5 protein-coding genes are annotated in these 7,032 nt (G+C 67.0%); all 5 read right to left on the reverse strand.

Annotated features, from left to right (window positions below; genetic code table 11):
* Positions 1–169 precede the first annotated feature (169 nt).
* Positions 170–3,691 (reverse strand): pyruvate carboxylase, encoded by a 3,522-nt coding sequence (locus DID98_RS34120; protein WP_124572150.1) that lies wholly within the window; start codon positions 3,689–3,691, stop codon positions 170–172.
* A 278-nt stretch (positions 3,692–3,969) separates the two neighbouring features.
* Positions 3,970–4,104: a hypothetical protein gene (locus DID98_RS36465; protein WP_260426335.1), complete on the reverse strand. Its 135-nt coding sequence runs from the start codon at positions 4,102–4,104 to the stop codon at positions 3,970–3,972.
* Positions 4,105–4,783: 679 nt separating this feature from the next.
* On the reverse strand, positions 4,784–5,638 hold the full coding sequence (locus DID98_RS34130; protein WP_124485735.1) for a 3-hydroxybutyryl-CoA dehydrogenase: 855 nt from the start codon (positions 5,636–5,638) through the stop codon (positions 4,784–4,786).
* 38 nt (positions 5,639–5,676) lie between these two features.
* Positions 5,677–6,870, reverse strand: coding sequence for a beta-ketothiolase BktB (gene bktB, locus DID98_RS34135; RefSeq protein ID WP_044848466.1), 1,194 nt, complete (start codon positions 6,868–6,870; stop codon positions 5,677–5,679).
* Positions 6,871–6,918: 48 nt separating this feature from the next.
* A partial coding sequence (locus DID98_RS34140; protein WP_148092860.1) for a 4Fe-4S dicluster domain-containing protein occupies positions 6,919–7,032 on the reverse strand: 114 nt, incomplete at its 5' end.

Here is a 7,032-nt window from a genome sequence, read left to right on the forward strand (position 1 = left end):
CGCCGGCCACGCCCGCGACACACCGCCATCCATGCGTCGAGCGCGCGTGGTGGGGGAACCGCAGCGCTTCCATCACGTGCTCGCGCATCTGGCCGAACCGCTCGCGCGGTTCGCGATCCTCGCGGCTGCACCCGATCGGCTTCGCGAATACGACCGGGCGCGGCAACCGTCATTGCGCCGGGTCTTTCAGCTCGATCAGCAGATCCTTCGCCGCGACTCGCTCGCCCGGCTTCACATGCACGGCCGCGATCTCGCAGTCGCGCTCCGCCGCGATGTGCGTTTCCATCTTCATCGCCTCGAGCGCGATCAGCGTCGTGCCGGCCGACACACGCTGCCCCGGTTGCACGGCGACCGTGACCACCGAGCCCGGCATCGGCGCGGCGACATGCAGCGGATTGGCCGGATCGGCACGCTGCAGGCCGTGACGCTCCTTGCCCGCCTGCACGACGCTCTTCTGCTCGACCAGCGCGGAACGCGACTGGCCGTTCAGTTCGAACAGCACCTTCACGATGCCGTCCTGCGCGTCGGCGTGCTGGCCCTGCAGCGACACGAGCAGCGTCTTGCCCGGCTCGATGTCGATCGCCACTTCTTCCTGCGGCTGCAGCCCGTACAGGAACGCCGGCGTCGGCACGACCGACGTGTCGCTGTAGGCGCGAACGTGCGCGTAATAGTCGACCGTCTGCTTCGGATACATCAGGTAGGACGCGAGCTGCCGGTCGTCCAGCGGGCGTTCGCACGCGGTCTCGGCCTGCTTGCGTGCCGCGTCGAGGTCGACCGGCGGAAGCTGGTCGCCGGGACGATACGGCGCCGGCGGTTCGCTCTTGAGCACCTTGCGCGACAGGTCCGCCGGGAAGCCGTCGGGCGGGAAACCCAGCTCGCCCTTGAACAGCGACACGACCGACTCGGGGAACGCGATGTCCTTGTCCGGATTGCGCACGTCGTCCACGCCGAGGTCGTTCGCGACCATCATCAGCGCCATGTCGCCGACCACCTTCGACGTCGGCGTGACCTTCACGATGTCGCCGAACAGGCGATTGACGTCCGCATACGCACGCGACACCTCGGTCCAGCGATGATCGATGCCGAGCGAGCGCGCCTGCTCGCGCAGGTTCGTGTACTGGCCGCCGGGCATCTCGTGACGGTAGACGTCGGCCGTGCCCGCGCGGATATCCGATTCGAACGGCGCGTAATAACGGCGCACGCCTTCCCAGTACATCGACGCTTCGTGCAGGCGGTCCTGATCCAGCCCGGAATCGCGTTCGCTGCCGGCCAGCGCCGCCGCGATACTCGACAGGTTCGGCTGCGACGTGAGCCCGCTCATCGCGTCGAGCGCGCCGTCCACCGCGTCGCAGCCCGCACCGACCGCCGCGAGCACCGACGCCGCGGCGATCCCGCTCGTGTCGTGCGTATGGAAATGCACCGGCAGCCCGGTTTCTTCCTTGAGCGCCTTCACGAGTGTCGCGACCGCCTGCGGGCGGCAAATGCCGGCCATGTCCTTGATGCCGAGCACGTGCACGCCGGCCCGCTGCAGCTCGCGCGCGATGCCGACGTAATACTTGAGGTCGTATTTGGAGCGCGACGTGTCGAACAGGTCACCGGTGTAGCAGATCGCGCCTTCGCAGAGCATCCCGCTCTCGCCGACCGCATCGATCGCCACGCGCATGTTGCGCACCCAGTTCAGCGAATCGAATACGCGGAACACGTCGACGCCCGCGCTCGCGGCCTGCTGCACGAAGAAGCGCACGACGTTGTCCGCGTAGTTCGTGTAGCCGACCGCGTTCGAGCCGCGCAGCAGCATCTGGAACAGGATGTTCGGCACGCGCTCGCGCAGCAGCGCGAGCCGCTCCCACGGATCTTCCTTCAGGAAGCGCAGCGCGACGTCGAAGGTCGCGCCGCCCCAGCATTCGAGCGAGAACAGCTGCGACAGCTCGCGTGCGTAGAACGGCGCGATCGGCAGCATGTCGGCCGTGCGCATGCGCGTCGCGAACAGCGACTGGTGCGCATCGCGCATCGTCGTGTCGGTCAGCAGCACCTGCTTCTGGTCGAGCATCCAGCGCGCAAACTTCTCGGGGCCGAGCTCGCGCAGTCGATCGCGCGTGCCGGCCGGAATCGCCACCGCCGTATCGACCTTCGGCAGCACGGGTTTCGGCAGCGGCAATGCCGGCAGCGTGCGGCCGCTCATCTCGGCGTTGCCGTTCACGTTCAGCTCGCCGAGATAGCGCAGCAGCTTCGTCGCGCGATCGCCGCGCTTCGCGAATGCGAGCAGCTCCGGCGTCCTGTCGATGAAGCGCGTCGTCACGTCGCCCGCGATGAAGGCCGGGTGATTGATCACGTTCTCGAGGAACTGCAGGTTCGACGTGACGCCGCGAATCCGGAACTCGCGCAGCGCGCGATCCATCCGGTGGATCGATTCGGCGGCCGTCGGCGCCCAGGTCGTCACCTTGACCAGCAGCGAGTCGTAGTACGGCGTGATCACCGCGCCGCCGTAGGCGGTGCCGGCGTCGAGGCGCACGCCGAAGCCCGCCGCGCTGCGATAGGCCGTGAGCCGCCCGTAGTCGGGCAGGAAGTCGTTCTCCGGATCCTCGGTCGTGATCCGGCATTGCAACGCGTTGCCATTCAGCGGAATCGCCTGCTGCTCCGGCACGCCGGCCGCGCGCGCGACGAGCGCGCCCTCGCCGTCCGTCGCGTCCTCCGCGAGGCCGATCCGGCCGCCTTCGGTGATGCGGATCTGCGCCTTCACGATGTCGATACCGGTGATCATCTCGGTCACCGTATGCTCGACCTGGATGCGCGGGTTCACCTCGATGAAGTAGAACTGGCCGGTGTCGGCGTCCATCAGGAATTCGACGGTGCCCGCATGCGTGTACCCGACCGCGCGCATCAGGCGCAGCGCCGATTCGCACAACGCCTGCCGGCCGTCGTGATCGAGATACGGCGCCGGCGCGCGCTCGACCACCTTCTGGTTGCGCCGCTGCACCGTGCAGTCGCGCTCGTACAGGTGCACGACCGTGCCGTGCAGATCGCCGAGCACCTGCACCTCGACGTGCCGCGCATTGCGTACGAGCTTCTCGACGTACACCTCGTCGTTGCCGAACGCGGCCAGTGCCTCGCGGCGAGCGACAGGCAGCAGTGTTTCGAGGTCCTGATCGCTTTCCAGTACGCGCATGCCGCGCCCGCCGCCGCCCCAGCTCGCCTTCAGCATCAGCGGATAGCCGACTTCCGCGGCCAGCGCCTTGCAGGCGTCGAGGTCGTCCGGCAGCGGCGATGTCGCCGGCATCACGGGCACGCCGGCCGTGATCGCCGCGTTGCGCGCGGCCACCTTGTTGCCGAGCGTGCGCATCACTTCCGGCGACGGGCCGATCCAGCGTATGCCGGCGTCGATCACGGCCTGCGCGAAATCGGGGTTCTCCGACAGGAAGCCGTAGCCGGGATGGATCGCGTCGACCTTTGCCTGCCGCGCGACGCGCAGGATGTCGTCGATGTCGAGGTACGCGGCGAGCGGCTTCTTGCCTTCGCCGATCAGGTAGCTCTCGTCCGCCTTGAAGCGATGCAGCGCGAGGCGGTCTTCCTTCGAATACACCGCCACCGTACGCATGTTCAGTTCGGCGGCGGCACGCATCACGCGGATCGAGATTTCCGAGCGGTTCGCGATCAGGATGGACTGGATGGGGGTAGGCGTCACGGCGGCCATGGATAGTGAATGGTTGAATTGAGTTCGCCGACGCGCCGTGCTCCGCCCGCCTGCTTCATTGGGCGGCGTGCGGATCGTCGCGTCGGTCATTCGCGGTTGCATCGTCGCGGCTTTCGCCAGTCGACATGTTCGCCAGATCGCCGGATAGCCGCTATCGACATCGCGACGACGAATAGCATCCAGCCGACCAACCGGAAATAAGGGACGGGCTCGCCGGCCGGTCCGGTCGTCGATCGAACCACGGCGAGCCCGTGGCATGAACCGCGCTCGCGACAGGATCAATCGCGGTGATCGAACAGCGGTGCGTGATCCATCCAGTCGTAGCCGGCCGTTCCCTTTGCCCACGCCCAGTTCGTATCGCGGCGGCGTTCACCGGACGATTCGCGCGTCGGCGCGGATCGATCTGCTTCCACCGCGCGTTCGCGCGCAACGCGACGCGCATCGTTCCCGGAAACCGTGTTTCGTTTGCCGTAGCCAGTCATTGCATTCACCTTACGATTGAAAAGCGGGTCGCCTCTCGAACCGTGCGGTTCGTTTCGTCAGGAAAGAACGGTCGGACGAGAGCACATCGAGCATGTCGTCTCGTAAAGGCAAAAAGCAGGCCACATGGAATATCGAACAGGCGGCGTTGATGGATGGGGCTCGGGCGCGCAGGCCGGCCTCGTACCGGCTCAGATATGGAATCGAAGTTTCAATTCTGAAATCCCGCGAGCTGGGACGGATCGTCCGAGCGGACCGATGGGTCAGGAGGGGTCGACGTTAATCGACCCGTATCGCACGCCGAGGCAAACGGATCCGATATCGCGCTGTCGGCGCGTCTCGCCTCCATCAGATCCCGTGCGCGCTCAACCGCGCGCCGTACCAGCGCGAGAACCGGTCGACGTAAGCCTCGGGGATCGGAAAGAACACGCGCGGCGCGTACGCCGGGTCCCGGGTAACCGCGTGCGTGATTTCGACGGGGTGCTTGTCCTAAAGCTCGTGATGGTCGAACGTACCCTGCCCCGGGATCTCGCGGTGCTCGACGCACAAGCGCACCGCCAAAAGCACGCGGCCGCCCGAAGGCGGCCGCGCGAAGAGGCACTGATGCGCCGCTTACTTGCTGTAGTCGTACACCCCACGCCCCGTCTTGCGCCCCAGCCGCCCTGCCGACACCATCTCGCGCAGCAGCGGGCACGCACGGTACTTCGTGTCGCCGAAGTCCTTCAGGAACACGTCCATCACCGCGAGACACACGTCGAGCCCGACGAGGTCGGCCAGCGCGAGCGGCCCGATCGGATGGTTCGCGCCGAGCTTCATCCCCGCGTCGATCTCCTCGGCCGACGCGATGCCTTCGGCCAGCACGAAGAACGCTTCGTTGATCATCGGCACGAGGATCCGGTTCACGACGAAGCCCGGCGCGTTGCGCACGCCGATCGGCGACTTGTCGAAACGCTCGGTCAGCGCGCGCACGGCCGACGCGGTCGCGTCGCTCGTCTGCAGCCCGCGGATGATCTCGACGAGCGGCATCAGCGGCACCGGGTTGAAGAAGTGCATGCCGACGAAGCGCGACGGATCGGCGAGCAGCGCCGCAAGCGACGTGATCGAGATCGACGACGTGTTGGTCGCGATGATCGCGTCGGGCCGCGCGACCGACTCGATCTGCTTCAGGATGCGGCTCTTCAACTCGACGTTCTCGGTCGCGGCTTCGATCACGATGTCGACCGCGGCGAGCTTCGCGTAGTCGGTCGACGTCGTGATGCGCGCGAGCGCGGCGTCGCGTGCGCCGGCGTCGAGCTTGTCCTTCGACACGAGCCGCTCGAGACTGCCCTTCAGGGCGGCGACGCCCTTGTCGAGCGCCGCGTCGCTGACGTCGATCATCACGACGTTGAGTCCTGCAACGGCCGCGGTTTGCGCAATGCCGTTGCCCATGGTTCCGGCGCCCACGACGCCGACGGTTTCGATTGCCATGACGATTCCTGTGTATTCGGGTGCTGAGCGGTCGATTATCAGATGTTCTCGAAGATCGCCGCAATCCCCTGGCCGCCGCCGATACACATCGTCACGAGCGCGTAACGCCCGCCGATGCGCTTCAGCTCGTACAGCGCCTTGACCGTGATCAATGCGCCGGTCGCGCCGATCGGGTGACCGAGCGAAATGCCCGAGCCGTTCGGGTTGACCTTGGCCGGATCGAGACCAAGCTCCTGCGTGACCGCGCACGCCTGCGCGGCGAACGCCTCGTTCGCCTCGATCACGTCGAGATCGGTGATCTTCAGGCCCGCGCGCTCGAGCGCCTTCTGCGTGGCCGGCACCGGGCCGATGCCCATGTACGCCGGATCCACACCCGCATGCGCGTACGCGACGAGACGCGCGAGCGGCTTCACGCCCTGCGCGCGCGCGGCATCCGCGCTCATCATCAGCACCGCGGCGGCCGCATCGTTGATCCCCGACGCATTGCCGGCGGTCACCGTGCCGTCCTCCTTCACGAACACCGGCTTCAGCTTCGTGAAGTCGTCCGGGCCGGCGTCGTGACGCACGTGCTCGTCGGTGTCGAACGCGACCTCGCCCTTCTTCGTGCGGATCGAGATCGGCAGGATCTGATCCTTGAAGCGGCCTTCGGCGATCGCGCGCGCCGCGCGACGATGCGATTCGAGCGCGAGCGCATCCTGCGCATCACGCGAAATGCCGTACTTTTTGGCGACGTTCTCTGCGGTCACGCCCATGTGGATCGTCTGGAACGGGTCGTGCAGCGCGCCGAGCATCATGTCGACGAGCTTTGCGTCGCCCATGCGCTGGCCGAAGCGCGCGGCCGGCACCGTGTACGGCGCGCGGCTCATGTTCTCCGAGCCGCCGCCGATCGCGACGTCGGCGTCGCCGAGCATGATCGTCTGCGCGGCCGACACGATCGCCTGCAGGCCGGAGCCGCACAGGCGGTTCACGGTGAGCGCCGGCGTGTGCTGCGCGACGCCGCCGTTGATCGCCGCGACGCGCGCGAGATACATGTCCTTCGGTTCGGTATTCACGACGTGGCCGAACACGACATGCCCGACCGCATCGCCCGGCACGTTCGCGCGCGACAGCACTTCGCTCACGACCTTCGCGCCGAGATCGGTCGGCGAGAAATCCTTCAGGCTCCCGCCGAAATCGCCGATCGCGGTACGGACACCGCTCACCACCACGACTTCCTTCGCTGCATTGCTCATCGTCTCACTCCGGTTCGTTCGCGCCCGCGGGCGCGGGGATGCGTTGCGTTACATGTTCGGGTAATTCGGCCCGCCGCCGCCTTCCGGCGTGACCCACACGATGTTCTGCGTCGGGTCCTTGATGTCGCAGGTCTTGCAGTGCACGCAGTTCTGCGCGTTGAT

Source organism: Burkholderia sp. Bp8984 (genome assembly GCF_003853755.1).
Lineage (GTDB): Bacteria > Pseudomonadota > Gammaproteobacteria > Burkholderiales > Burkholderiaceae > Burkholderia.

What these genes read in the sequence shown, in the direction of transcription:
- DID98_RS34120 (WP_124572150.1), bottom strand. Translation starts at nt 3,691, where the DNA reads ATGGCCGCCGTGACGCCTACCCCCATCCAGTCCATCCTGATCGCGAAC.
- DID98_RS34130 (WP_124485735.1), bottom strand. Translation starts at nt 5,638, where the DNA reads ATGGCAATCGAAACCGTCGGCGTCGTGGGCGCCGGAACCATGGGCAAC.
- bktB (WP_044848466.1), bottom strand. Translation starts at nt 6,870, where the DNA reads ATGAGCAATGCAGCGAAGGAAGTCGTGGTGGTGAGCGGTGTCCGTACC.